Source organism: Streptomyces catenulae, from assembly GCF_000718015.1.
In the GTDB taxonomy this organism is placed as follows: domain Bacteria; phylum Actinomycetota; class Actinomycetes; order Streptomycetales; family Streptomycetaceae; genus Streptomyces; species Streptomyces catenulae.
Window position 1 is genome coordinate 32,147 of record NZ_JODY01000034.1, and the last position, 24,966, is coordinate 57,112.

Annotated in this window: 15 protein-coding genes; 6 read left to right on the forward strand and 9 right to left on the reverse strand. The window is 74.6% G+C overall.

Annotated elements, in window-relative coordinates:
* Positions 1–18 precede the first annotated feature (18 nt).
* Both ftsX and ftsE read right to left on the reverse strand, forming a co-directional pair.
* The gene (gene ftsX / locus IF23_RS0125490; protein WP_030287584.1) at positions 19–930 is read right to left on the reverse strand and encodes a permease-like cell division protein FtsX; all 912 of its coding nucleotides are present in this window, start codon (positions 928–930) and stop codon (positions 19–21) included.
* Positions 931–939: 9 nt separating this feature from the next.
* A complete protein-coding gene (gene ftsE / locus IF23_RS0125495; RefSeq protein WP_030287586.1) occupies positions 940–1,629 on the reverse strand; it encodes a cell division ATP-binding protein FtsE in 690 nt (229 codons plus the stop codon).
* Positions 1,630–1,880: 251 nt separating this feature from the next.
* Between ftsE and IF23_RS0125500 the strand changes: the two genes are divergently transcribed.
* The gene (locus IF23_RS0125500) at positions 1,881–2,069 is read left to right on the forward strand and encodes a hypothetical protein (protein WP_030287589.1); all 189 of its coding nucleotides are present in this window, start codon (positions 1,881–1,883) and stop codon (positions 2,067–2,069) included.
* A gap of 117 nt (positions 2,070–2,186) precedes the next feature.
* Here the strand turns inward: IF23_RS0125500 and IF23_RS0125505 are convergent, their stop codons facing one another.
* The 4 genes from IF23_RS0125505 to IF23_RS0125520 form a co-directional block, all read right to left on the reverse strand.
* A complete protein-coding gene (locus IF23_RS0125505; protein ID WP_030287591.1) occupies positions 2,187–3,092 on the reverse strand; it encodes an LPXTG cell wall anchor domain-containing protein in 906 nt (301 codons plus the stop codon).
* Between the two features lie 339 nt (positions 3,093–3,431).
* On the reverse strand, positions 3,432–4,550 hold the full coding sequence (gene prfB / locus IF23_RS0125510; RefSeq protein ID WP_030287592.1) for a peptide chain release factor 2: 1,119 nt from the start codon (positions 4,548–4,550) through the stop codon (positions 3,432–3,434).
* A gap of 44 nt (positions 4,551–4,594) precedes the next feature.
* Positions 4,595–5,899, reverse strand: coding sequence for a serine/threonine-protein kinase (locus tag IF23_RS0125515; RefSeq protein WP_030287594.1), 1,305 nt, complete (start codon positions 5,897–5,899; stop codon positions 4,595–4,597).
* A gap of 281 nt (positions 5,900–6,180) precedes the next feature.
* Entirely contained in the window at positions 6,181–7,806 is a 1,626-nt protein-coding gene (locus tag IF23_RS0125520; protein WP_030287595.1) for a serine/threonine-protein kinase, read from the reverse strand.
* 495 nt (positions 7,807–8,301) lie between these two features.
* Here IF23_RS0125520 and IF23_RS0125525 point away from each other — a divergent pair, with 495 nt between their 5' ends.
* Both IF23_RS0125525 and IF23_RS0125535 read left to right on the forward strand, forming a co-directional pair.
* Positions 8,302–11,541, forward strand: a complete 3,240-nt coding sequence (locus IF23_RS0125525) for an FHA domain-containing protein (RefSeq protein ID WP_030287597.1) — start codon at positions 8,302–8,304, stop codon at positions 11,539–11,541.
* A 301-nt stretch (positions 11,542–11,842) separates the two neighbouring features.
* Positions 11,843–12,769 (forward strand): class I SAM-dependent methyltransferase, encoded by a 927-nt coding sequence (locus IF23_RS0125535; protein ID WP_030287598.1) that lies wholly within the window; start codon positions 11,843–11,845, stop codon positions 12,767–12,769.
* 81 nt (positions 12,770–12,850) lie between these two features.
* Here IF23_RS0125535 and IF23_RS0125540 read toward each other — a convergent pair whose 3' ends face one another.
* Complete coding sequence (locus IF23_RS0125540; RefSeq protein ID WP_245655109.1) at positions 12,851–13,540, reverse strand: class I SAM-dependent methyltransferase; 690 nt, start codon at positions 13,538–13,540, stop codon at positions 12,851–12,853.
* 380 nt (positions 13,541–13,920) lie between these two features.
* Here IF23_RS0125540 and IF23_RS34200 point away from each other — a divergent pair, with 380 nt between their 5' ends.
* The 3 genes from IF23_RS34200 (at position 13,921) to galE (ending at position 20,659) form a co-directional block, all read left to right on the forward strand.
* Positions 13,921–17,706 carry a bifunctional glycosyltransferase/CDP-glycerol:glycerophosphate glycerophosphotransferase gene (locus IF23_RS34200; RefSeq protein WP_030287601.1) on the forward strand — a complete coding sequence of 1,262 codons (3,786 nt, stop codon included), beginning with the start codon at positions 13,921–13,923 and terminating at the stop codon, positions 17,704–17,706.
* A 276-nt stretch (positions 17,707–17,982) separates the two neighbouring features.
* Entirely contained in the window at positions 17,983–19,623 is a 1,641-nt protein-coding gene (locus IF23_RS0125550; RefSeq protein WP_051739892.1) for a glycosyltransferase family 2 protein, read from the forward strand.
* A 40-nt stretch (positions 19,624–19,663) separates the two neighbouring features.
* Complete coding sequence (galE, locus tag IF23_RS0125555) at positions 19,664–20,659, forward strand: UDP-glucose 4-epimerase GalE (protein ID WP_030287605.1); 996 nt, start codon at positions 19,664–19,666, stop codon at positions 20,657–20,659.
* 64 nt (positions 20,660–20,723) lie between these two features.
* On the opposite strand, the gene IF23_RS0125560 is transcribed toward galE, so the two are convergent.
* Positions 20,724–21,872 carry a glycosyltransferase gene (locus IF23_RS0125560; protein ID WP_030287607.1) on the reverse strand — a complete coding sequence of 383 codons (1,149 nt, stop codon included), beginning with the start codon at positions 21,870–21,872 and terminating at the stop codon, positions 20,724–20,726.
* Positions 21,869–24,784, reverse strand: a complete 2,916-nt coding sequence (locus tag IF23_RS0125565) for a bifunctional glycosyltransferase/CDP-glycerol:glycerophosphate glycerophosphotransferase (RefSeq protein ID WP_211266200.1) — start codon at positions 24,782–24,784, stop codon at positions 21,869–21,871. The genes IF23_RS0125560 and IF23_RS0125565 overlap by 4 nt, the downstream gene beginning before the upstream one ends.
* Positions 24,785–24,966 lie beyond the last annotated feature (182 nt).

Consider the following 24,966-nt stretch of genomic DNA (forward strand, 5'->3'; position numbering starts at 1 on the left):
GTCAGGGGTGGCGGGATGTCACACCTTGAGGTACTTGCGCAAGGCGAAGAACGCGGCGAAGGCGGGCATGACCAGGCCGATGAGGAGGATCAGCGGGAGCACGGAAACGACCGAATCCCACCCGATGAACTCGACGACCTTGATCTTGTCCGCCAGCCAGTTGTTGATCAGCGCGTACTTGCCGCCGACGATCAGCACACAGGCGAACGCGGCGCCGATCAGCCCCGCGATGGCCGCCTCCATGATGAACGGCATCTGGATGTAGAAGCTGGAGGCACCGACCAATCGCATGATGCCGGTCTCCCGGCGGCGGCTGAACGCCGACACCCGCACGGTGTTGACGATCAGCAGCAGCGCGACGACCAGCATCAGACCCATGACGCAGAGCGCCGCGATCCGCATGCCGTCGAGGAGGTTGAAGAGCGGCTCGACGGTGTCACGTTGGTCCTGGACCTCCTGGACACCGGGCCGCTCGGAGAACGCCGACTTGATGACCTCGTACTTCGTCGGGTCCTTCAGCTTGACCCGGAAGGACTCCGGCAGCTGGTCGGGCGTCACCAGACCGGCGACGGGCGTGTCGCCGAACTGCTGCTTGTAATGCTTGTACGCCTGGTCGCTGGACTCGTAGAGGACCGGCTTCTGCACGATCGGCAGCCGCTCCAGGTCCGCTTTGATCTCCGCCTTCTGCTGCTCGGTCGCGGCACCCTTGGCGCAGTTGGCGCCGGAGGGGTCGTTCTTGTTGCAGAAGAAGATGGAGACGTTGACCTTGTCGTACCAGTAGCCCTTCATGGTGTCGACCTGGTCGCTCATCAGGAGCGAGGCGCCGAACAGACCGAGCGAGAGGGCTACGGAGACGATGACGGCGAAGGTCATCGTGAGGTTACGGCGGAGACCGACGCCGATCTCCGACAGGACGAACTGGGCGCGCATGGCGTCCTTTCAGTGCTGGTAGCCGTACACGCCGCGCGACTGGTCGCGTACGAGCCGGCCCTTCTCGAGTTCCATGACCCGCTTACGCATCTGGTCGACGATCTGCTGATCGTGGGTGGCCATGACCACCGTCGTACCGGTCCGGTTGATCCGGTCCAGCAGCTTCATGATGCCGACGGAGGTCTGCGGGTCGAGGTTGCCGGTCGGCTCGTCCGCGATGAGGAGCATCGGGCGGTTGACGAAGGCGCGCGCGATGGCGACACGCTGCTGCTCACCACCGGACAGCTCGCCCGGCATCCGGTCCTCCTTCCCGCCCAGACCGACGAGTTCGAGGACCTCGGGGACCGTCTTGCGGATCTGGCCGCGCGGCTTGCCGATGACCTCCAGGGCGAAGGCGACGTTCTGGCCGACCGTCTTGTTGGGGAGGAGCCGGAAGTCCTGGAAGACCGTCCCCAACTGGCGGCGCATCTGCGGCACCTTCCAGTTGGACAGCTTCGCGAGGTCCTTCCCCAGTACGTGCACGGCACCGTGGCTGGCGCGCTCCTCGCGCAACAGCAGCCGCAGGAAGGTGGACTTACCGGAGCCCGAGGAGCCCACCAGGAAGACGAACTCGCCACGCTCGATCTCCAGGGAGACATCCCTGAGTGCGGGGCGGTTCTGCTTCGGGTAAGTCTTGGAGACGTTGTCGAATCGGATCACAGATGCACCACGGTCGACCTGGGTAGGGGCACGGGTTGCCGGGTTGCGGCTCCCGTCGGTGTGCGTGACCCTACGCGAACCTCATTCGGCGGCGTAGCCGGCATCCGCGGTTGGTGCGTTTGGTCACGGCGCCTACGGGACAAAACCAGTCCATTCCGGCGGGACGCGCCGTTCGGTCACCGAGCTGGCACAGTGGTAGAGGGAACACTCACGTCCCCGGGAGCGTTGGGGCGGAGGAAGAAGGAGGTCGCATGACGTACGACCGATTGGTGTGCGCCAACTGCGCGGCCCCTGTGAACGAGGGCCGCTGCCCCGTCTGCCGCGCCAGCCGCGAGCGGCTCCAGCAGCAGAGCCTGTTCGCCCAGGTCAACCCGGCACTGCTGGTGGCGCTGCTGGTGGCCCTCGTCGCGGTGGGGCTGCTGCTGCACCAGGCCGTCTGAGACGGCGGGTGCGCGCGCCCGGAGCGCGGTGACGCCGGGTGAGGTGTCCGACACGGCCCGAGGGCCCGGTGCGCGGGGTGCGCTCCGGGCCCTCGGTCGTGGTGCTACGGATCGGCGTCAGGCCGCGGCCGCGCCGCCACCGTTCTTGTTGATCAGGCGGGGCATCAGGCGGAAGCCGATACCACCGGCGATCATCGTCGCGGCGCCCACGAGCAGGAAAGTGGTGCCGGAGGCACCGGTCTCGGCCAGCTCGCCGCCCTTGGGCTGCTGCTTGGCCGGGCCGGGGGTGTCCCCGATCTGCTCGTTGGCCTGGCCGGGCTGCTCGATCGGCTTGCTGCCGGCGTTGTCGGTGCCGGTGCCGTCGCCGCCGGTGGAGCCGCCGGTGCCGTGACCGCCGGTCGAGCCGCCGTCGCCGTGACCGCCGGTGCTGCCGCCGGTGCCGTGGCCGCCGGTGGAACCACCGTTGCCGTGGCCACCGGTCGAGCCGCCGTCGCCGTGACCGCCGGTGCTGCCACCGTTGTCGTGACCACCGGTCGAGCCGCCGTCGGTGCTGCCACCGTCCGTGGTGCCACCATCGGTGCTGCCACCGTCGGTGGTGCCGCCGTCCGTGGTGCCACCGTCGGTCGTACCACCGTCCGTGGTGCCGCCGTCGGTCGTACCGCCATCGGTGGTGCCGCCGTCGGTCGTGCCACCGTCGGAGGTGCCGCCGTCGTCGCTGCCGCCGTCGGTACCGGCGATCGAGCCGCCGTCGGTGCCCGCGATGGAGCCGCCGTCGGTGCCGCCGTTGTCCTGGCCGCCGTCCTCGCCACCGGTGGAGCCGCCGTTGTCACCGCCACCACTGCTGGTGTCGTGGCACCACCAGTCCAGCGGGTCCCAGGTCTGGCAACGCTCGGTACGGCCGCCGCCGCTGTCACCGGCGGGCGTCGCCGCGGAGGCGGCACCGGCGGCGGTGAGCGACGCACCGGCCGCGATCACCGCACCGGCCGCAATGCGCGCTACGCGCAGCCGCGTCTTCTTGGTCATATGTCTGCTACCCCCAGTAGCTGAACTCGTTATGGAGCATCGCTGTACGGGGGTGCGGACCGGGGCACACACGAATCCGGCACCGCCTCGGCGGGCCTGTCGTCTCCCCGTTCGACGCACGCCCCGGACAGACGTATGCCGATCCCAGCCTTCCGAGTTCTCCGGGCATCGTCAAGGTCGAATAAAGTCCCGACGCCCGAAAGAGTAGGAATTGGGCGTTACATGGACGTACGACTGTGACCTAACCGGTGAAAGCAAAAACAACTGCCCTCCGGAGAGGAGCAGTTGTTTCTGTGTCAGGAAGGGGTGCGGCGGAGCCGGTGAGCGGGGCGCGGGGCCCTACTTCGCGGCCTCCTGCTCCTGCTGCTTGCGCCAGCGGATGCCCGCCTCCAGGAAGCCGTCGATGTCGCCGTCGAGAACCGCCGTCGGGTTGCCGACCTCGAACTCCGTCCGCAGGTCCTTGACCATCTGGTACGGGTGCAGGACGTACGAACGCATCTGGTTGCCCCAGGAGTTGCCGCCGTCGCCCTTGAGCGCGTCCATCTTCGCCTGCTCCTCCTGACGGCGGCGCTCGAGAAGCTTCGCCTGGAGGACGTTCATCGCGGTCGCCTTGTTCTGGATCTGCGAGCGCTCGTTCTGGCAGGAGACGACGATGCCGGTGGGGATGTGCGTCAGACGGACCGCGGAGTCCGTGGTGTTGACGCCCTGACCGCCGGGGCCGGAGGAGCGGTAGACGTCGACGCGCAGCTCGGACTCGTCGATCTCGATGTGGTCGGTCTGCTCGACGACCGGCAGCACCTCGACACCGGCGAACGACGTCTGGCGGCGGCCCTGGTTGTCGAAGGGCGAGATGCGCACCAGGCGGTGGGTGCCCTGCTCGACCGAGAGGGTGCCGTAGGCGTACGGGACGTTGACGGCGAAGGTGGTCGACTTGATACCGGCCTCTTCGGCGTACGAGGTCTCGTACAGCTCGGTCTTGTAGCCGTGCCGCTCGGCCCAGCGCAGATACATCCGCTGGAGCTTCTCGGCGAAGTCCGCGGCGTCGACGCCACCGGCCTCGGCGCGGATGTTGACGACGGCCTCACGGGAGTCGTACTCGCCGGAGAGCAGGGTGCGGACCTCCAGCTCGTCGACCGCCTTGCGGACGGCGGTCAGCTCGCTCTCGGCCTCGGCGCGGGTGTCCTCGTCACCCTCGTCCTCGGCCAGCTCGAAGAGGACCTCCAGGTCGTCGACGCGGCCGCGCAGCTCCTCGGCGCGGCGCAGCTGGCCCTGGAGGTACGAGAGCCGGCTGGTGATCTTCTGTGCGCTCTCCGGGTCGTCCCACAGGGACGGGGCCGCGGCCTGCTCCTCGAGCACGGCGATATCGGCCCTCATCTTGTCGAGGTCCAGGACGGCCTCGATCGACCCCATGGTCGAGGAGAGGGACTTCAGCTCTTCGGAAACATCGACGACTGCCACGCACCCAGCCTAACGGCTGCCGCCGACACTGTGCCCCGGCCCCGTCAGGGAGCGGCGGGATCGGGCTGCTCGACGCCGGGTCCCGCATCGCCCGGATCGCCGTCGCCCGAGGCCAGCCAGGTGCCCAGGCCCACCGCGGCGACCAGCGCGGCGGCCGCGGCGCCGAGCCGGATCCGGCGGCGGCGCACCGCCTCCGGTGACGACCGGTGACGGGCCGACCCCGCGCGGCGCTCGCCCGCCGCCCGCGGGGTGCGGGCGGTGCCGTGCGCGCCACCGGCCAGCTCGTCCGGGCCGGGGACCCGCATGCTGGTGTGCGTCTCGCGGTTCGAGTCGGGCGCGGCGCCCTGGACGAGCGCGACGGAGCCGCGTGGCGGGGTGGCCTCGCCGGTGGTGGCCGGTGCGGCGGCGTCCTGGGGGGCGGGCTCGTCCTCGGCGGCGCCGTCCGGGCCCTCCTCGCCGTCCGGCTCGTCGATGTCGAGGGGCGGCATCCCGGCGAGGCCCGGGAGCAGCTCGCGCAGCCGGGCGGCCAGCTCGGGGGCGCGCAGCCGGGAGGCGGGCGCCTTGGCGAGGCACTGGAGGAGGAGCTGCCACAGCTCGTCCGGGATGCCGGGCAGCGGCGCCACCCGCTCGGTGACATGGCGGCGCAGCACGGCGCCGGGGTGTCCGCCGCCGAACGGGGTGAACCCGGCCAGCAGCTCGTACAGGACGGTGGCCAGCGCGTAGACGTCGACGGAGGCGCGCGGCGGGAGGCCCTCGATGATCTCGGGGGCGAGGTAGTCGGGGGTGCCGATGACCTTGGCGGAGCGGAGAGTGGCGGTGCCGGAGCCGGAGGCGGGCTGCGGCAGGCGGCGCGGGGAGTCGACGAGGCGGGCGATGCCGAAGTCGGTGAGGAGCGCGGGGTGCGCGCCCCCGGGGCCGAGGGGGCCCTGCATGTCCAGGAGGACGTTCTCCGGCTTGACGTCGCGGTGGACGATCCGGGCGGCGTGCGCGGCGGCGAGGGCGTCGGCGACGTCGGCGGCGATGGCGACGGCGGCCTCCGGGGCGAGCCGCCGTTCGCGCTCCAGGCGGGTGCGCAGGTCGGTGCCGCGGACCAGCTCCATGACCAGGGCCAGGTCGTTGCCGTCGACCACCAGGTCGCGTACGCCGACGACCCGCGGGTGGTCCAGGCTCAGCAGCGCCGCCCGCTCCTGGACGAAGCGGCCGACCAGCTCCTGGTCGGAGGCGAGGTCCTCACGCAACAGCTTGATGGCCACGGCCCCTTCGGGGCCCTCGCCCAGCCATACCGTGCCCGCACTGCCGCGTCCCAGGATCTGGTGGGCGGTGTACCGGCTGCCGATCTTCCGTGCCAAGACTGCTCCGACGTGTCGGGCCCCCGAGCGTCCTGCGGGGGCTGAGGTTGACGACCAAGCTACGCGGGCGGCGGGGCGTTCCGGGCCCGGGAGGGCGGCAACCTTCCGTTCTGGGGGAGAAATCACCGCCGGAAGTCGACAAATCCACTGGCCGACCGGGGTGCGGCGCCCGGTACGGCGGTCGTGGACAGCACGGTGCCCCGGGTGTGTCACCCGGGGCATCCGCGCCACGGCGCTCTCCGGCGCCGTCGCCGGGGTCTCCCCCGGCCGAGATCGTTGCTCTAGCCGAGATTGTTGATGAAGTCCTTGACGTCCTTGTAGGTCGAGCCGATCCAGTCGAAGAAGCTCTGGGTCGTGCCGATCCACTCCTGCGGGATCATCTGCCAGATCAGCCAGCCCGCGACGACGAGGATCACGAGGGTGAACAGGCAGCCCTTGAGGCAGCCGAGGCCCGGGATCCGCATCGGGTTGGCGCTGCGGCGGCGCGGCTCCCGGGGCGGACGCGGCTCACGGGCCGGCGGGCGCTCCGGTTCGTAGCGCTGCGGCGGCGGCTCCTGGCGGCGCTGCGGGGCCGGGGGGCGCTGCTGCTGCGGGGGCTGCTGCTGCGCGTACGGCACCGGCTGCGGCGGGTACGGCTGCTGGTGCTGCGGCGGCTGCTGCGGGGCCGGTCGGCGCTGCGGGCGGCGGCGCAGCGGGTCCTCGCTCGGGTCGAGGTACTGGACCTGGGTCTGGTCGTTGCGGTCGCGCGCGGCCCGCATCTGGGACTCCCAGGGGTGCGGCCCGTCGGGCTCCTGGGGGCCGCCCGCGGGGGGCCCGCCGGGCATCGGGGGCACCGGCGGCATGGCGCGTGTGGGGGCGGGGCCGCCGGGGGCGCCGGTGGCGGGCAGCACGCTGGTGGCGGCGGCCGGGTCGACGGCGGCGGCGCCGGTGGGCAGCACCTGGGTGGGGTCCGCGTCGCCGCCGCCCTCGGTGCCGGGGACCTGCGCCGGGGACGGGTCGGGGGCGAGCAGCGCGGCGACGCCGAGCGCCGCCTCGGCCTGCTCCGGGGTGGCGTGCGCGCCGACACCGGCGGCGACGGTGCGCAGCGCCCGGGCGAGGTTCTCGGCGCTCGGCCGCTCCTCGGGGCGCTTGCGCAGACAGCGTTCGATGATCGTCCACAGCGGCTCGGGGACGGATCCGGGGCGCTGCGGCTCCTCGCTGAGGTGGCGGTGGAGGACCTCCAGGGCGGTCGAACCGGCGAACGGCGGGCGGCCGGTGACCAGTTCGTAGAGGAGGATGCCGGCGCCGTAGATGTCGACGGCGGAGGTCTGCGGGCGGCCCTCGGCGGACTCCGGGGCGACGTAGGCGGGGGTGCCGACGAACTCGTGGGTGCGGGTCAGGCCCGGGGAGTCGGCGAGGCGGGCGATGCCGAAGTCGGTCAGCATCGGGTGCATCTCGCCGTCGCCGTCGGACCCGGAGAGCAGGACGTTGGCGGGCTTGAGGTCGCGGTGGACGACGCCGTCGGCGTGGCTGGCGGCGAGGGCGTCGGCGATCTGCGCGGTGAGCAGGGAGGCGGCCACCGGGCTGAGCGGACCGTTGTCCCGGAGGTAACGGTGCAGGTCGGGACCGTCGACGAGGTCCATGACCAGGGCCAGCAGATCGCCTTCGACGACGAGGTCGCGGGTGCGGACGATGTTGGGGTGGGTCAGGCGCAGCAGGACGGAGCGCTCGCGCAGGAAGCGCATCACCACGTCCGCGTCGTTCGCCAGCTCCTCCTTGAGGACCTTGATCGCGACCGTCTCGCCGGGCTCACCGGCGACGGCCGCCTCGGCGCCCGCCGTCTCGCGCTGGCGCGCACGCCAGACGGTGCCCGTGGCGCCGCGTCCGAGCGGCTCCTCGAGCAGGTACTTGCTGCCTACCGGCCGCACGTCATGCGCTCCCTGGTCGGTGATCAACTGTTGCCGGTCCGCTGGGTCGTGCGCGGCCCGTCGCCCCACTGTAGTTGCCGCCGCTCCCGCGGTCCGCGTGGCGCTGCCGCGTGCCCGCGGCGGGCCGGTCACCCGTGGTGGCTCGTGGGAAGACGCGAGGTGGGGGCGGATGGTTGCGCGGCCGGGCCGGGGGCGTCCGCGCCGTGGCGGGGTCGGTTTTCGGCCGGACCGGGCGGGCCGGGGCGGGGCCGGAGCCCGCGGTCATCCCCCGCCCACACGGCGTCACGGGCGCCCCGAGCAAGATCATTACGCCCCGGTCGGCGGACGGGATGTCGGTGGTAGGTGCGAGGATGCACCCAGCACACGTGCCGTGGGAGGCCGTTCCCGCCCGCGGCGCGACAGGTGGGACTTGTACGAGCCGATGCGCTCGGGCGCGGTGGGGGGTTGAGCGGACCCGTCACCGAACTCCCCGGGCAGAAGGGACCGTTGACGGCGATGCAGATCCGGCTGACCGTCCTGGGGCCGCGCGGCGGCCACCCCGCGCGCGCCTGTGACGTGCTCGTGACGGCCCCCGCCGGGACCGCGCTCGCGGCGGTGGCCACCTCGCTCGCGGCGGCGGTCGCCGGGCCCGGCGCGGACGCCGGTGGCCCGGTCGTGCTGTACGCCGGGGCCGAGCGGCTCGATCCGCAGCGGGCGGCGCTCGGCGAGCCGCCGCTGATCGACGGCGCGGTCCTCGCCCTCCAGTCCCCCGGCCCCGATCCCGCGCACGGCCTGCCGCACGGTCCGGCGCGGCTGCGGGTGGTCTCCGGGCCGGACGCGGGCGGTGTCCATCTGCTGCACGGCGGCCAGATCCGGGTCGGCCGCTCCGCCGACGCCGATGTGCCGCTGGACGACCCGGACGTCTCCCGGATGCACTGCGCGGTGACGGTCGAGCCGGACGGCTCCGTCTTCGTCGCCGATCTGCGCTCCACCAACGGCACGACCGTGGACGGCGCGGAGGTCACCGGCGGCCCCGCGCGGCTGGGCCCGGGCGCCCTGCTGCGCGTCGGCGAGTCGGCGCTGCTCCTCCAGCCCCCGGCCGCCACCCCCGATCCGGCGCTGGCGACGACCCCGGACGGCGAGGGCCATCTGCGGCTGCGCCCGGGCTCCTCGTCCGGGCCCGCCGGTTCCGCGACCGGCGGGCGGGGTCCCGTGCTTCCCGGGGGCGGCACGGCGCCGACGGTGTACGGCCGGGGCGCGCCCGCGTCCGGCGGCCACGGCGCCCCCGAGGTGTTCGTGCCCGGCAGCCGCCGCCCGGAGCCGGTGCCGCCCGCCGCCCCGGAGCCGTCCGCCGAGGTCCCGACCGCGTACGGCTATGACGCGTACGGCGTGCGCCGTCCCCACGGCGCGGCGCCCGAGGACGGTCCGGAGCGGTGCCGGCAGCGGCGGGACACCCCGCTGCACGGCACCCGCCCGGACGCCTTCGGCCCGTCGGACGCCACCTCGTCCGGGGAGGGCACGCACGGCGGGCAGCTGTCGCTGGCGCCGTCCGACGAGGCGGCGCGGCGGGCCGGGCGGCGCGGCGGGATCGGTGCCTGGGCGCGGCGGCTGGCCGGGGGCCGCCCGGCGGTGGACGGCCCGGAGGAGCCCGGTGAGCCGGAGCCGCTGGCCGGTGCCGAGGCCACGGCGGAGGCGGCGCCCGCGCCCGTGGATCCCCGTGCGGCCGAGCGGTGGCCGGACGCCGCCGCGGTGCTGCTGACGGCGCTCGGCCCCGGGCCGCGCCTGTGGGAGCGGGACCGGGACCATCCGGACGCGCTCTCCGTCCGTCTCGGGACGGCCTCGCGCGCCGGGGGCCGGGTGGCGGAGCCGGTCGCCGTGGAGCTGCGGCGGGCCGGTTCGCTGGGGCTGGCCGGGCCACGGGAGCGGCTGGCCGGGCTGGCGCGTTCGGCCCTGGCCCAGCTGGCCGCGTTGCACGCCCCCGGTGCCCTGGAGATCGTGCTGCTCAGCACGGACCGGGCGCGCCCCGCCGAGGAGCGGGCCGCCGACTGGTCGTGGCTGGGCTGGCTGCCGCACGTCCGCCCGGCCCACGGGCAGGACTGCCGGTTGCTGCTGGCGTACGACCGGGAGCAGGCGGCGGCGCGTACCGCGGAGCTGGTGCGGCGGCTGGACGACGGGCCGCTGGGTCCGGGCTGGGCGAGCGCCGAGCGGGCGGAGATCGCCGCGGCGGCCGCGCAGCACCGGGGGCCGTTCACCGTGGTGCTGGTCGACGGCGATCTCGGGTCGTCGGCGCTGCGGGAGACCGCGGCGCGGTTGGCGGCCGGGGGTCCGGCGGCCGGTATCCATCTGCTCTGTCTGGCCGAGACGCCCGCGGCGTCCCCGGCGTTCCCGCTGGCCGCGACGTACGAGGCGGCCCGGGTGGCGTCGCCCGCGTTCGGGGAGTGCGGGGCGGTCGCGGTGCTCAGCGGCGATGTGGCGACGGCGCTGCGGGTGGTCCAGCCCGGTTCGGGGCCGAACGGCACGGTCGCCACGTTGGACGCGGTCTCGGGTGCCTGGGCGGAGCGGTTCGCGCGGGCGCTGGCGCCGCTGCGCGAGACCGACGCGGCGGCCGGTGACCGGGCGGCGCCCCGGGTGGCGGCGCCGCTGCCCGACTCCTCCCGGCTGCTGGACGAGTTGGGGCTGGCCCGCGCCACCCCGGCGTCGCTGCTGGCCCGGTGGGCGGCGGCGCTCGACGGCGGGGCGTCCGGGGCGGCGGCGGTGCTCGGCGCCGGGCCGCACGGTCCGCTCGCCGCCGATCTCGCCGCCGACGGCGGCCCGCTGCTGCTCGACGGCGCGCCGGGCACCGGCAAGACGGAGCTGCTGCGGTCGCTGGCCGCCTCGCTGGCCGCCGCCGACCGGCCCGATCTGCTGTCGTTGGTGCTGGTGGACGGCGGCGGCACGGAGCGCGGTGAGGGGCTGCGGCTCTGCACCGAGCTGCCGCACGTCACCACGTATCTGGCGGCATCGGACCCGGTACGGATGCGGGAGTTCGCGCAGGCGCTGTCGTCGGAGCTGAAGCGGCGGGCGGAGGTTCTGGGCGGGATGCCGTTCGCGCAGTGGCGGGCGAAGCATCTGCCCGCGCCGCGGATCGTCGCGCAGCGGCGGACGCCCGAGGGTGCCGAGCCGGATCCGTCGACCACCGGCACGCTGCGGCTGCGGTCGCGCGGCGGGGCGCCGTCCGGGGAGGCGGCGCCGGACGTGGCGCCGATGCCCCGGCTGTTCGTGCTGGTCGACGACTTCGACGCGCTGGTGGCGCCCGCGCTGGGCAGTACGGGCCGCCCGGCGGCGGGTTCGGTGGTGCGGGCGCTGGAGGCGGTGGCGCGGGCCGGTGCGGAGCTGGGCGTCCATCTGATCGCCGCGACGGGCCATCCGGAGCGGACGGCGGAGACGGCGACCGGCGCGCGGGCCGCGCTGCGGGTCGTGCTGGGCGAGCCGGAGGATCCGTCGGAGCCGGTCCCGGCGGGCCGCGGGGTGCTGCACCGCACCCGTGACGGTTCGGCGACGCCGTTCCAGGCGGGCCGGGTGACCGGCCGGATACCGCGGACGGCCACGCTCCGCCCGACGGTCGTCCCCCTGGAGTGGTCCCGGATGGGCGACCCGCCGACCCGCCGCCCGCTGCGCGAGCTGGGCAACGGCCCCACGGACCTGGCCCTGCTGGCCAGTGCCCTGCAGCGCGCCGCCCAGTCCCTGGGGGCGGCGGAGGGCCCGCCACTGGTGTGAGACGCGGGCGGGGCTCCGGCCCCGCCCGTGCTCGTAACTCCCCTGCGCCGACCGGTCAACTCGCCGCCTTCTCAAGGGAGTTGACGAGGAGCAGGGGCGGCCTCGCGGTCCCGTACCCCCGCGCGGTTCCGCCGTCCGACGCGCCCCCGTCCACCGGTTCCGTACGCCCCATTTTTCGCCACCTTCCGTTCACTTCGCGCCGCCTACGATGACGGCGCGCCGCGGCGGCGGGGTCCTGGCACCGTCGCGCGCCGCAGGCCGTAACGCCGTCGGATTCCCGACCGTCTGGAGACGGACGCCCATGACTGCTCCCCTCGCGGACCACCGTGCACCGCTTCCGCGCCCCACCCGGCTCTCCGAGGTCAAGGGGTGGTTCTTCACCGCCGATCAACTGCTCTTCGACTGGTTCCTGGCCCATCAGCAGGCCGCCGGGCACCGCGGTGACCTGCTCGAACTCGGCGCCTATCTGGGCAGGAGCGCGATCTTCCTGGGCGCGCGGCTCGGGGACGGCGAGCGGTTCACCGTCTGCGATCTGTTCGACTCGCCCGCCGAGGACGCCTCGAACACGGAGGAGATGGCGAAGTCCTACGCGACGCTGACCCGCCGCGCCTTCGAGGCCAACTACCTCGCCTTCCACGACACGCTGCCGGACATCGTCCAGGACCTCAGCTCACGGGTGCGCGACCACGTCGCGGACGGCAGCGTCCGCTTCGCCCACATCGACGCCTCGCACCTGTACGAGCACGTCCACGGCGACATCCTCGCCGTCCGCTCCCTGCTCACCGGCACCGGCGTCGTGGTGCTGGACGACTTCCGCGCCGAGCACTGCCCGGGGGTGGCCGCGGCGACCTGGCAGGCGGTGACCAACGAGGGGCTGCACCCGGTGTGCATCACCGGCACCAAGTTCTACGGCACCTGGGGCGACCCGGAGCCGCTGCGGACGGCGCTGCTGGCGTGGCTGGCCGGGCGGGAGGGTGTCTGGCACGAGGTGCAGCAGGTCAACGGCGCGCCGCTGATCCGGATCAGCGCGAAGGACGCACGGGAACCGGCGCACCCGGTCTCCCGGTACCGCCCGGCCCAGGGCACCCGGGCGCCGGAGCACGTACCGGCGGCCGGGCGGCGGGGTCCGGCGCGGGGACCGTTGCGGCGGCTGGCGGCGGACTGGCTGCCACCGGCGGTCACCCGGGCGCTGGTGGCGGCGCGGCGGCAGCGGGCGGCGCGCCGCTGAGCGCCCCGGCGCGCCCCCGGCCCGGCCCGGCGCGCGCGGCCGTCCGCGCGCCCCTCGGGGGCCGGGGCGCGCCCCGCGGGCTCAGCCCGGCAGCCGCTCCGTCGGCACCCGCGCGGCCAGTACGAACGCGTTGGCGCCCAGGACCTTCCCGGCGGGGCGGGGCAGCGGGAAGGAGTAGGTGCGGCGGACCGAGAGACCGGCGGATTCGGCGTAGGCGCGCAGCAGCGTGAAGTCGGTGAACCGTCCGGCGCCGCGGTGCCCGGCCTCCTGCGGGGTGATCAGCACGACGCCGCCGCCCGGCCGTACGTACGGCAGATAGGCCCGCAGCAGACCCTCGACCTGTTCGTCGTCGAGGTGCTGGAGGACCTGTGCGGACAGCAGTGTGTCGAAGCCGCCGGGCCGGGCGTGGGCGCTGGTGAGGAAGGCGTCGGCGGTGTACGCGGTCAGACCGCGGGCGCGGCAGATGTCGGCGGAGTGCGCGTCGTGGGCGATCCCGACGCTGCCCGGTGCGCACCCGGCCAGGGTGTCGCCGGTGCCGCAGCCGATGTCCAGCACCCGCCCGGCGCCGATGCGGCGCAGCGCCCGGCGGTAGGGCGCCCGCGGCACCCGCAGCCAGGGCAGCAGCGGCCGCGGGGTGTCCAGTGCGCGGGGCGGCGGGTCGGTGCGGACCGGCGGGGCGGCGTCCGCGGTGCGGCGGGAGGCCGGTGTCCGGCGGGCGGCGGGAGCGGTGGGGGCGGCGGGGGTTTCGGTCCGTCCGGGCATCCCGGGCATCGAGGTCACCTTTCCCTGGGGGCCCGGCGCGCGCCGGGCCCGCTACGGCATCGGCTCCGGTCTACGGCATCGCCCCGGGCCACGGCGCACACCACGCCGACCGGGGGCGGGCGGTCCCCGGCACGGCGGCGTCGGGAGCCCGCGACCACGGGGCGCCCGGGGCGGCGGCGCCCGCGTCCTCCCGGGGCCGGGGCCCGCGTCCCTCCCGGGGCCCGCCATCACCGGCCCCTCACCCTTTCAGCGCAGATCCGGTGACCGGGGCGGCGCCGGGTGAGTTGTCCACCTCAGTACCCCGCCCCGGTTCCGGCGCGGTGTTCCGGTGCCGGACCGCACGGTTCCGGGCCGCCCGGGTTCCCCGTTCGGAAAGGCTGGTCGCGCGCATGAAGCCACGGCTCACCGTCGTCGTCCCGGTGCACCGCACCGCAGGGCCCCTGCGGCACACCGAGGAGTGCCTGGAGTCGATCGCGGCGCAGACCCCGGCCACGCTCGATGTGGTGATGGTGGACGGCGCGCCCGCACCGGACGGGCCCGGCGCCGCGCTGGCCCGCCGGTTCACCGCCCGCGACCCGCGCTTCCGGCTGGTCCGCGCCGCCGGTGCGGGCCCCGGCGCGGCCCGTGACGCCGGGGCCCGGCACGCCTACCCGGACACGCCGTACCTCGCCTTCCCCGGGCCCGACGACCTCCTGCTGCCGCGCGCGTACGAGGAGCTGACCGCGGCGCTCGACGCGTCCGGCGCGGATCTGGCGACCGGCGGCGTCCGGCTGCTCGGGGCGGACGGGCGGCCCGCGGCGCGGCAACCGGCCGACCGGACCGGCGCGACCCGCACCCACATCGCCGAGGACCGGACGCTGCTGTCCGACACCACCGCGACCAACAAGGTCTTCCGGCGCGCCTTCTGGGACCGCCACCGACTCGCCTTCCCGGAGGGCGGCAGCTGCGACGACGCGGTGGTGACGGTGCCCGCGCACTTCCTCGCCGACGCCGTCGACGTGCTGCGCGCCCCCGTCTGCCGCCTGCGGACGCCCGGCGACGGGGAGCGGCCGCTGCCGGACGTGCGGACGGTCACCGAGCGGTTCGCGGCGCTCGCCCGGGTCGGGGAATTCCTGGCCGACCCGGCGCGCACCCGCGGGGTGTCCCTGCGCGCGGAGTACGACCGGGCGCAGCTCACCGAGGGTCTGGACGACCTCCTCGGGGCGCTGCCCGGCGCCGCGCCGGAGGTCCGCACCGCGTTCCTGGAACAGGCCCGCGACTATCTCTCCGGGGTCGCCCCGCAGCTGCCGGCGGCGCTCCCGGTGGAGCGGCGGATGCTCTGGTACCTCGTACGGGCCGGGCGGCCGGAGGAGTTGTTGCGGCTGCTGGCGTACCGGCGGCGGCAGGAGGCGGCGTTCCTGGTCACCGGGGTGCCGCTGCGCCGCCGGGCCGCGCTGCCGCTGGACCCGCCGCTGCGGCTGCCGTCCGCCGTGACCCGGCTGGGCCGCGACGACTTCCCCGTACGGGCCCACCTCCAGGAGGCGGTCTGGCGCGACGGGCTGCTGTTCCTGCGGGGCTACGCGTACATCCGTAACCTCGGCGCGCCGCACCGGCACAGCTATCTGGGGACGCTGGTGCTGGCGCAGGGGCGGCGGCGGATCGTGCTGCCGCTGCGCCCGGTGGAGTCGGCGGCGGCGACCGCCGAGTCCGGTCAGGGGCTGCACTGTTACGACTGGTCGGGGTTCGAGGTGGTGCTCGATCCGCGGCGGCTGCGGCGGCTCGGCCGCTGGCAGGAGGGCGACTGGCGGGTCACCGTCACCCGCACCGCGGCGGGCCTGGTGCGCACCTCGGGGCTGCGCCCGCCGGAGTCCGGCACCTCGCCGCGCACCTACGACACCGGGCAGGGCGTCCGGGTCACGCCCCGGTACGCGGACGGGCTGCTGCGGCTGACGGTGGAGCCTATCGGCTACCGGCTGACCGCCCGGGAGACGAGCGGCGGCGCCCTCTGTCTGACGGTCGCCGCGCCGCCCGGCGCCGCCGCCCCCACCGCCCTGCGGCTGACCGACACGGAGACCGGCACCGTCGTGTCGTTCCCGACCCGGCCACCGCTGCCGGACGCCCCGGAGGACCGCGCGGAGGGGCCCGAGGGGGGCGCGCGGGAGGACGCGGGCGCCCCTGAGGGAGAGGGCCCGGGCGGCCCGGAGGGGGCGGACGGCGCCGCGCCGCGGGACGGGGCGGCGGACGCGGCGGACGCGGACGCCCCGGCCCCGCGGACCGCCGACGCCGCCGCCACCGACGCCCCGCCCGCCCAGGCCACGGACGCCGCCCCCACCCCGCACCCCGTAGGTGCCGTCCCGGATCCCACTCCCCCGCCGCCGTGGAAGCGCCGTCGTCCCGCCGCCGGGCACACCGTGCGGATCCTCCCGGACCCGGTGGCCGCCGCCCGGCCCGTACCGGGCGACGCGGCGGGCGGCGCACCCGGCGCTGCGCACGCGCCCGCCCCCTCCGCCACCTGGGCGGTGCGGCTGGTCCTCCCCGGTGGTGCGACCGCGCCCGTCGCCTGTTCGCCGACGCTGGCGCCGCTCGCGCTGCCGCCGGTGCACGGCCGGGAACTGGTCTGCGCGGGGAGCGCCGCCGGGCATCTGGTGGTGCACGACCGCGTCCCGCAGCCGTACGCGGACCGCGTCGTGTGGCGGATCGACGGGACGCTGCTGCTGGCCGGGGTGTTGCCCACGGCGGCGCCGCCCGCCACCGAACTGGTCCTCGCCCACACCGCGCACGCCGCCGAGTGGGCCTTCCCCACCACCCACGACGGCGAGCGGTTCCACTGCGCGCTGCCGCTGGCCACACTGCCGTCGCCGGGCGGACCGCTGCCGCTGCCCGCCGGGCGCTGGGCGGTGCGGCTGCGGGCGGCGGGCACCGACACCCCGGACGTGCCGGTCCGCTTCGCGCCGTCCGTCCTCGACGGGCTGCCCGCCTCCCGCGCGGTCCGCGGCAAGCCGTTCACCCTCGACCGGCGCGACCACGACGAGGTGTTCCTCACCACCGGGGCGACGCTGCCGGTCACCGATCGGGGACCGTACCGGCGGCGGGTGCTGCGCGAGACGCACTACCCGCTGCACCGCGGGCGCCCGCTGCGCGACGCGATCCTCTACAGCAGCTTCGGCGGCCGCGCCTACGGCGACTCGCCGCGCGCCGTCCACGAGGAGCTGGTCCGCCGCGGGATGGGCGCGGAGCACCTGTGGGCGGTGCGCGACGGGCAGACCGCCGTGCCGGACTCCGCGCGCGCCGTCGTCGTGGGCAGCGCCGAGTGGCACGGCGCGCTGGCGCACAGCCGCTGGGTGATCGCCAACACCCAGCTGCCGGACTTCTTCCGCCGCCGCCAGGGCCAGTTGGTCGTCCAGACCTGGCACGGCACCCCGCTGCGGCGGATCGGCGCGGAGCCGCACGGCGTCCACGGGCCGACGTCCCCGGAGGCGGCCCGGCAGTGGAGCGTGCTGCTCTCACCCAACGCGCACAGCACGCCCGTGCTGCGCGAGGCGCTCGGCTTCCCCGGCGAGCCGCTGGAGAGCGGGCTGCCGCGCACCGACGCGTTCTTCGCCCCGGACCGGGCGGAGCGCGCCGCGGCGGTCCGCGCCCGGCTCGGCGTCGACGACGGCCGCACCGTCGTCCTGTACGCCCCGGCCGTCCGCGGCCACCTCGCCTACGACCGCCACCACCACCGGCTCCATCTGCCGCTGGACCTGGACGCGGCCCGGCGGGCGCTCGGCGACGACCACGCGCTGCTGGTCCGCGGGCACCCGCTGGTCGCCGACCGGCTCCCGGCCCGCCATGCGCCCTTCGCCGTCGACGTCACCGCGTACCCGGACACCACCGAGCTGCTGCTCGCCGCGGACGTGCTGGTCACCGACTACTCCTCGCTCGCCGCCGACTTCGCGAACACCGGCCGCCCGATGCTCTTCCTCACCCCCGACCTGCCGTACTACCGCGACACGCTGCGCGGCTTCACCGTCGACTTCGAGGCGGTGGCGCCGGGCCCGCAGCTCGGCTCCACCGGGGAGCTGATCGACGCGCTGCGCGACCTGGACGCGGTCGCCCGGGCGGGCGCGGGGGCGTACCGGCGGTTCCGGGAGACGTTCTGCCACCGCGACGACGGGGCCGCCGCGACGCGCGCCGCGGATCTGCTGCTGCGGTGAGCGGAGGTGTCCGGCGGCGGTCGGGACGGTGGAGGTTCGGCGGACACCGGCATCGGACGGCGGGACCGTCGTTACACCGGTGTACGGGCGCTCCGACCGCGCCAAGCAGCCGCCAACACCGGATGTCCCACCCGTTAACGGACGGCAATGACCCGTAAAAGCACGACAGCGCGCGCAACCGCGCGGCGGGATTCCCCCTCTGAAGCAGAGACAGAGGAGACCGGATCCCGCTCGCGCACCGAGATGCCGTCGACACGGAATGTAGATGTAGTGACTGTGAAAGAAGCCCCTGAGCCGTCGCCGGGGCCCACCCTCACTCCGGCAGCGCAGATCAGCATCATCGTCATCGCCTACAACGACGTCACCCACGTCGCCCAGGCGGTGCGCTCCGCGCTGGCCCAGGAGACGGACGGCGCCGCCGTCGAGGTGATCGCGGTGGACGACGCCTCCACCGACGGCACCGGCGCCGCCCTGGACGCCCTGGCCCGGGAGCACCCGCGGCTGCGGGTGCTGCACCGCGCGGAGAACAGCGGCGGCTGCGGCACCCCCCGCAACGATGGGCTGCGCGCCGCCACCGGCCGCTTCGTGATGTTCCTGGACAGCGACGACGTGCTGCCGCCGGGCGCCGCCCCGGCGCTGCTGCGCGCCGCGCTCGCCGAGGACGCCCCGGTGGCGTCCGGCGCCTGCGTCCGCCGGGAGCTGCCGGCCCGCCGCGACGTGCCCTGGCAGCCGGCGCTCTACCGCGACCGCGCCGTGCACACCGCGCCGGGCGCCAGCCCCCAGCTGGTGCGCGACACGCTGTGCGTCAACAAGCTCTACGACCGCGCCTTCCTCGCCGAGCACGCCATCGTCTTCCCCGAGGGCCGCTTCACCTACGAGGACTTCGTCTTCACCGCGCGGGTCCTGGCGGTCGCGCCGCGGCTGGTGACGATCCCGGACAGCGTCTACATCTGGCACGTCCGCCGCGCCGCCGCCCGCCAGTCGATCTCCCTGGACCGCAAGGCCGTCACCAACTGGCAGGCGCGCATCGACGCGCACCGCGACAGCGTGGCGGTCCTCCGCGACTCCGGACGCGGCGAGCTGGCGCGGGCCGCCCGGACCAAGTTCCTCGACCACGACCTGCGGATGTACCTCCGCGAGCTGCACACCCGCGACGCCGCCTACCGCACACAGTGGTGGCGGCTGACCCGCGCCTACCTCGCCGACTTCGACGAGGCCGAACTGCTGGCGGCGCGGGCGCCCGCCCGCTGGCTGGCCCGGGTGGTGCTGGCCGCGCCCGAGCCCCCGGCGGAGCTGGACCGGCTGACGCAGCTGGCGGCGCGCCCCGGTCGGCTGCTGCCGCCGTACGCCCGGGACGGCGCGGGCCGTCCGGTGTGGTCGGCCCAGCTGGCGCGGGTCGAGCTGGACGCGATCGACTCCAAGCCCACCCACCGGCTGCCGGTGACCATCGACGCGGAGCCGGTCACCGGCCGCCGCAGTGTGTTGCGGCTGCGGGTGCACGAGATGTACGGGCGGCTGGCCGCCGCCGGTCCGGTCTCCGTGGACGTGGAGTGGCGGCGGCGCGCCGACGACCGGCGCGGTCCGGTGCGGACCGCCACGCTGACGCCGGGGCCGGACGGGATCTGGACCGCCGAGGTGGCGGTGGATCTGGCGGCGCTCACCGACCGCGGGCCGGTCGAGGACACCGGGCCGGTGGCCTGGGACCTGATGGCGCGGGTGCACTGCGCCGACGGCTCCGGCTTCCGCGCCTCGCTGCGCGCCGTCGGCCCGGGGCTGCGCCGCCGGGTGCTGCCCAGCCGCCGCCACGCCGTGCTGCTGGTGCAGCCGTACGCGACGACCGGCGGGGCGCTGGCCCTGCGGGTGGCGGGCGGGGTGCGTAGCGTGTGGCGGATCGCGGCGGCCCGGCTGCGCCGCTGACCTCCCCCGATCTTTCCCCTCCAACCCTAGGATTGGCGCCATGACTTACTTGATCACGGGCGGTGCCGGGTACATCGGCGCCCACGTCGTACGGGCCCTGCGGCAGGCCGGGGAGGCCGCGGGGCGGCCTCGTGTGGTCGTGCTGGACGACCTGACGACGGGGGTCGCCGCCCGGCTCCCCGAGGACGTGCCGCTGATCGTCGGCTCGACCCTGGACCGGGCGCTGCTGGATCGCACCATCGCCGAGCACGGGGTGACGGATGTGGTGCACCTGGCGGCGAAGAAGCAGGTCGGCGAGTCGGTGGAGATGCCGCTGCACTACTACCGCGAGAACGTCCACGGGCTGCAGACGCTGCTGGAGGCGATGGCCGCCGGGGGCGTGGGCCGCCTGGTGTTCTCCTCGTCCGCCGCGGTGTACGGCATGCCGGACGTCGACCTCGTCACCGAGGACACGCCGTGTGTGCCGATGAACCCGTACGGCGAGACGAAGCTCGTCGGCGAGTGGATGGTCCGCGCGGCGGGCCGGGCGCACGGCATCAGCACGGCGTGCCTGCGGTACTTCAACGTCGCGGGCGCGGCCACCCCGGAGCTGGCCGACACCGGGGTCTTCAACATCGTGCCGATGGTCTTCGAGAAGCTCACCGAGGGCGCCGCGCCGCGGATCTTCGGCGACGACTACCCGACGCCGGACGGCACCTGCATCCGCGACTACATCCATGTCGCGGACCTCGCCGACGCCCATGTGGTGGCCGCGCAGAAGCTGGCCGAGCACGGTCCGGTGCGGGATCTGACGCTCAACATCGGCCGCGGTGAGGGCGTGTCGGTGCGCGAGATGGTCGATCTGATCACCGAGGTCACCGGGCACACCGGCACCGCCGCCGAGGTGACGCCGCGGCGGCCCGGCGACCCGGCGCGGGTGGTCGCCGCCGCCGACCGGATCGCCGCCGAGCTGGGCTGGAAGGCGCACCACGACGTCCGCGAGATGATCACGTCGGCGTGGGCCGGCTGGCAGCACCACCACCCCGAGGCCCGCTGAACGACGGCAGAGAGGCGCCCCGCACCGGAGTCCGGTGCGGGGCGCCTCCGTCGTACCGGCCCGCTCAGCGCTCCAGGAAGGCGAACAGCTCTTCCCAGCGGCGGGTGATGCGGTCGGTGGAGTAGCGCTGGACGTTCTCCCGGGCGGCGGTGCCGAGCCGGTCGCGCAGCTCCTGATCGGTCAGCAGGGTCTCCAGATGGGCGGCGAGTTCGTTGATGTTGCCGGGCCGGGCGAGCAGTCCGTCCTCGCCGTCGGTGACGATCTCGTGGACGCCGGGCGCGCAGTCGAACGCCGCGCACGGCACCGCCGCGGCCATCGCCTCCATCAGCGACAGCGGGAAGCCCTCGGCGCGCGAGGACTGGGCGAAGACCGCGGCGCCGCGCAGCGCCTCCGGGACGTCGTCGGTGCGGCCCATGAACTCCACCGACCGCTCCAGGCCCAGCGCCTCCCGCTGCTTGAGCAGCAGCTCCTCGTCCTCGCCGGAGCCGTAGATCCGCAGCAGCCAGTCCGGGTGGCGGGGGGCGACCAGCGCCCAGGTGTCGAGGAGCAGGTCGACGCCCTTCTCGTCGGAGAGCCGCCCGATGCTGGCGACGACCTTCTCCGTACGGGCCGAGGGGACCTCCGGCATGACCGGCAGCGGGTTCGGCATGAAGTCGGCGTTGTCCATACCGGCCCGGATCCACAGGTCGGCGTCCTCGCGGGTGAGGGCGAGGAGCCGGTCGACGCCCTCGTAGTAGCGCTTGACACGGGCGAAGCGGGAGGAGGCGCGGCAGGCGGTGAACGACTCGTGGGTCATGCCGATCACCGGCATCCCGGCGGTGTCGGCGAGCGTCACCCACTCCATCGCCCACACCTGGGTGCAGATGACGACGCCGCCGGGGCGGGCGGTGGCGAAGCGGGCGGAGAGCCGGTCGGCGGCCTCCCGCATCCCGGCGTCCTTCACCGCGCGGCGGCGCCGCTCGGCGAGGTTGAGCTTCCCCTTGACGCCGCGCGCCGGGCCGACCTTCGGCGGGTGCTCGGCGTAGAGGGTCTCGGTGGGGTAGGGCAGTTCGCCCAGGTCGGCGCGGACTTCCGGGGCCGCTGGGACGATGCCGACGATGTGCGGCCGGTGGCCGCGCTCGGCGAAGAGCCGGGCCATCTGGTGGGTCCAGGTGGTCACCCCGCCCGTCTCGTCGACGTTGTTGCAGACGAAGTAGATGTCGCGGCCGGTCACTTGGCGTCTCCTTCGCGCTCCGCGGTGCCGAAGAACCGGTCGACGACGCGGCGGGCCGCGTCCCCCCGGTCGTACTCGCCGTAGGCGGCGGTGAACCGCTGCCGGGCCTCGCGGTGTTCGGCGTCCGCGGACTTGAGGTGGTCGAGGGCGTCGAAGAGGGCGTCCTCGGTCTCGACGAACGGGCCGGGGGCAGTGGCCTTGAGGTCGAAGTAGGTGCCGCGTGCCTCGTTGGCGTACTCGTCGTAGTCGTGGGCGTAGAAGACCATCGGCCGGTCGAGGAGGGCGTAGTCGAACATCACCGAGGAGTAGTCGGTGATGAGGCCGTCGGCCAGCTCCATCAGCGGGGTGATGTCGTGGTGGCCGGTGACGTCGATGACGGTGCCGCGGACGGACGGCGGCAGCACCACGTGGTTGAGGTAGTGCGAGCGGATCAGCAGGACGTAGCGGTCGCCGAAGCGGGCGGCGAACTCGTCGACGTCGAAGGGCAGCTCGAAGCCCTTGACCTTGCCGTTCTCGGCGGCGCGGAAGGTCGGCGCGTAGAGCAGGACCGTCCTGTCGGCGGGGATGCCGAGGTCGGCGGCGAGCGGGCCGCGGGTGCGGGTCCCGGACTCCTCCTCGGCGCGGCGGGCGGCGACCAGCGCGTCGTTGCGCGGGTAGCCGGTGCGCAGCAGCACCTCGGGGCGGAGCCGGAAGGCGCGGGCGAGGGTGCGCTCGTCGTGCTCGGAGCGGATCAGGAAGTGGTCGAAGCGGTCGAGGACCTCCTGGTAGGCATCCTTCGCGGCGCGCGGCTGGAGCCGCAGCCGGGGCTCGTCGAAGCCCATCCGCTTGAGCGCGGAGCCGTGCCAGGTCTGGATGTAGGTGGTCTCGGGGCGCTTGCCGAGCTTGAGCGGGAAGCCCTGGTTGTCGATCCAGAACTCCGCCTGGGCCAGCGCCCGCAGGTACTGCCAGCTCCAGCGCTTGACGAGGGTGGCGTCCTCGGGGAAGCCGTCGGGCTTCTTCCCGGCGTAGCTCCACACCGCCTCGCACTCGATGCCCCGGCGGCGCATCTCCTCGTAGATCGCGCGGGGGCTGTCGCTGTACTGCTTGCCGAGGTGGCTCTCGAAGACGACGAGGCCCTTGCGGAGCGGGAGTTTGGTGAACACCTCCTCGTAGACGCGGAGCTTGGTCTCGCCGGAGTTCAGCTCCCGCTTGGCCTTACGTGCCTTGCGGATGCCGGTCTTGGCGAGGGCGGCGGCGGGGCTGCGCAGCGCCTCGCCGAGCAGCTTCTGCGTCCCGCGGCTGGCGCGGCTCTCGGCGCGCAGTACGAAGGTGAGGTGGCCGCGCTTGGAGGAGGCGGGCTCGATGCGGTCGGAGACCAGGCGGGTCAGCCGGGGGCGGACGCGCAGGGCGTGCGCCGCGTCGAGGTCGACGCCGCCGACGGTCAGCCGGGTGCGGGTCAGCTCGCCGTCGGCGTCCAGGATCAGCCGGACGTCCCAGACCGCGTCGATCACGCCGAGCGGGCGCAGCTTGCGGGCGAGGTCCAGCTCCGCGTCCCAGACGATCCGGTCGCCGTCCAGCCGCAGGGAGCGCAGCGGGAAGGAGAAAGTCTGCAGGCTGCGGCGGCGGGCCTTCAGCTCGATCCGGCCGCGCAGCGGGGTGGCCGGGGTGACCGCGCCGAGCGGGTTGACGACCGCGCCGGACAGCTCGACGGTGCCGCGACCGTCGTCGGTGTAGCCGGTGAGCTGGTTGCGGAGGAAGAGCTTGCCGAGCGGGCGGGTGTGGTACCCGGCGTCGGTGACGTCGAGGACCCGGCGGCCCTCGGGGTCGTCGAGGTGGTGGTCGGTCCAGTAGACCCGGCCGTCACGTTCGGTGAGCGGGGTGGAGAGCTTGTCGCGGTTGATGAGGGTGTCGACCGCGGGCATCAGCGCCGGCCAGTCCTCCTTGCCGAGGAGGTAGGCGCAGATGGCCTGTATCGGCTGGACGCGCTCGTACGCCTCGGGGGCGATCCCGGCGAGGTAGCCGTTGGCCATCCCGGCGAATTCGCGGCGGTAGCCCTCGTCGAGCAGCGGCAGGTCCCGCAGGTGCAGGACGAGGTCGTGCTTGAGGAATTTGACGTCCTTGTGGAACTTCAGGTCGTCCAGACCCTCGGCGGCGAGGAGTTCGTCGACGCGCCGGTGGATTTCCATGCGGTGCGCGAAGTTGGCGATTTCATGGCGCCGGTTGCTGATCGATTTCGTGGCCGCCTTCTCGAAGACGTTCCAGAAGTAGACGTGATTGGGGATCAGCGTGATGCGGCGGGCGGCGACGTATGCCTGCGCGGAGAAGAGCAGGTCCTCGTAGTGGATGCCGACGGGGAATTCCAGTCCGGCTTCGCGGAGGAATTCCCGGCGGTAGCACTTGTTGGTCGACAGCGTGTCGAAGACCAGCAGGTCGGGGAGTTCGGAGATCGATTCGAGGGTGCGGGTGCGGTCGTAGAGCCACGGGTACCACTCGACGGTCTTCTTGGTGCGGGTGTCGACATGGACCCGCACACACATGCCGGAGACCAGGTCGGCGCCGGTGCGCTCGGCGGCGTCGAGCATGTTGCGGCAGGCGTTGGGCTCCAGGACGTCGTCGCTGTCGAGGAACATCACGTAGTCGCCGCGGGCGTGTGCGACGCCGTGGTTGCGCGGGGCGCCGCAGCCGCCGCTGTTCTCCGGCAGCTGGAGCGCGCGGACCTTGCCGGGGTGGGCGGCGGCCAGCTCCTGCGCGACGGCGAACGATCTGTCCGTGCTGCAGTCGTCGACGATGACCACTTCGACACCGTGCAGCGTCTGGTCCACGGCGGACCGGACGGCGGTCGGCAGTCGTTCTGCGTCGTTGTAGACGATCACGACTACGGAGACGTCAGGCACGGGCACCCCTATCCTCTGTTTCCTTGCCGTACGAGCCATCAAAACTACCGCGCCGAGCCGCTCGCACCGTGGCTTACGGGACGGGCAACGGCGGTAATTCCTACGGTTATTCGTGCGCCGAACCACCCGTCCGTGGCATGGACCACGGGCGGGTCGCCCCGCGGCGGCGGCGCCCGGCGGACGGACCGCGGTGCGCTCCGGACGTCCCGGCGCCTCCCCTG